2 protein-coding genes are annotated in these 2,145 nt (G+C 73.4%); both read right to left on the reverse strand.

What is annotated here, in order from left to right; genetic code table 11:
* Positions 1 to 1,102, reverse strand: a 1,102-nt coding sequence (locus tag AB1609_22100) for a molybdopterin-binding protein (protein ID MEW6049127.1), incomplete at its 3' end; no start/stop codon positions are given.
* 84 nt (positions 1,103 to 1,186) lie between these two features.
* Positions 1,187 to 2,145 (reverse strand): molybdopterin molybdotransferase MoeA (locus AB1609_22105; protein MEW6049128.1); only part of this gene is annotated, 959 nt, incomplete at its 5' end.

The raw sequence follows: 2,145 nt of genomic DNA on the forward strand, positions 1-2,145 counted from the left end.
GGATGAACTCGTCCACCCCCGCCGTCGAGGCCAGCCGGCGGGTCAGCCGCGCCCGAACCACCTCCCGCCCGGGCGCCGCAAGCCCCTGCAGCGCGTGCACCAGGGGCCTCACGAAGCGTTCAAACGTCAGGGCGGCGGTCACGGGGTAGCCCGGGATGCCGGCGACGGGCGTTCGTTCCGCCAGGCCGAGCACCGTGGGCTTGCCGGGTTTGATGCGAACCCCGTGCACCACCACCTCGCCCAGCCGTTCGACGGCCGCGGCGGTCAGATCTTTGGAACCCGCCGAGGAGCCGGCGTTGACCACCACCACATCATGCCCGAAGCCCCGGCGGATGGCGGCGACGAGGGCCTCCAGGTCGTCTGCGACCGGCGGGTGCCGGACGGCGACGGCGCCCCACTCCTGGGCCATGGCCGCCAGCATGCGGCTGTTGAACTCCACGATGTCGCCGGGCTTCACCGGGTCGCCGGGCTCGACCAGCTCATCGCCGGTGGGGATGATGAACACCCGGGGCCGGCGCCGCACCGATACCTCCACGGCGCCGGCCGCAAGCATCGCCCCGATGTCCACGGGGCGGATGACGTGGTTCGCGGGCAGCAGAAGCTCGCCGGCCACGATGTCCTCGCCCACGGGCCGGACGTTCTGCCAGGGGATCGCCGGGGAGATGAGTTCGATGCCGCAGGGCGCGCTGGCGCCGGGGCCGCCCTTGCCACCCTGCCCGGCCCTGCCGGGCGCCGGGAGCTCGTGGATCTCCTCCACCATGACGACCGCGTCGAACCCCGCCGGCAGCGGATCGCCGGTGTTCACGAACACGAACTGCCCCGGCCCCAGGCGCACCGGCGACGTCTCCGAGGCGCCGAACGTCTCGGCCGCCCTCACGGCGACGCCGTCCACGCCGCAGGCGTGGTAGTGCGGGGAGGAGCGGGCGGCGTAAACGGGAGCGGCGGTGACCCGGCCCAGGGCCTGCTCGGACGGGACGGATTCCCCGTCGAGCGGGCGCAGCGCACTCCGGGCCCGTAGCACCTCGAGCCAGCGGGTCAGCGCCTCTTCGAGAGCAACGTCGTTGAGGTAAATCCGGCGGCTCCCGGCGGCCTCCTGGTTCACGGCGCCCCATCCTCTCTTCGCCCGGCATCAACGCGGACCTTGCCTGCCCCAGGCCGACCGAAGCACGCTAGCCGTGCCCGATGGCTACCGCGCCCACGGTTGGACCTCGACGGCGTCGCCCACGTCCGCCCCTTCCCGATCCAGGGGAATGCGAGCCAGCCCGTCCGCTCGCACCATCGTGGAGATGAGTCCCGACTTGCCGAGAAGCGGCACGGCCCACACTTCTCCGCCGCGCTCTTCGAGGGCGACCCGCAGGTAGTCCTCACGGCCCGGCGCGGACGCGACCCGGCGAGCCATGCGGGCCCGCACCGTGGGGCCAGGGGCCGGCGCCCGGCCCAGCAGCCTGCGCATGATCTCGCGCACGAACACGTGGAAGACGACCATGACCGTGGCCGGGTGGCCGGGGAGGCCGACGACCGCCTTCCCATCGACGGCGGCCAGTATGGCGGGCTTGCCGGGCTTCATGGCGACCCCGTGCACCAAGACGCCGGGCCGGCCCAGGGCGTTGATGGCGCGGGCCACCAGGTCCCGGGGCCCGATGGAACTGCCTCCCGAGACGAGGATCAGGTCAGCCGCGTCCCGCGCACGCTGCAGGGCGGCCAGCACCGCCTCGTAAGCGTCGGGGACGACGCCGAACGCAATGGGGCGCCCGCCCTCTTGAGCCGCCAGTGCGGCGAGCGTGGTTGCGTTCACGTCCCGTATCTGGCCGGGGCCCGGCAGGGCCTCCGGCGGCACCACCTCGTCGCCGGTGGAGATGATGGCGACGGCCGGCGGCATGGCCACCTCGACCTGGGTGACCCCCAATGCCGCGAGAAGTCCCAGCTCCTGGGGGCGCAGGGTCCGGCCGCGTTCGAGGGCGACTGCACCGGCGGCAACGTCCTCCCCGGGGCGGATGACGTTCTCCCCGGGGGCCACGGGCTTCTTGACCTCGATCTCCCGTTCACCGAGGCTCTCGGTCTGTTCCACCATCACGACGGCGTCCGCCCCGTCGGGCAGCATCCCGCCCGTCGGAATCCGGGCGGCCTGCCCCGGCCCGATCTGCA

Source organism: Bacillota bacterium (assembly GCA_040754675.1).
Classification (GTDB): domain Bacteria; phylum Bacillota; class Limnochordia; order Limnochordales; family Geochordaceae; genus Geochorda.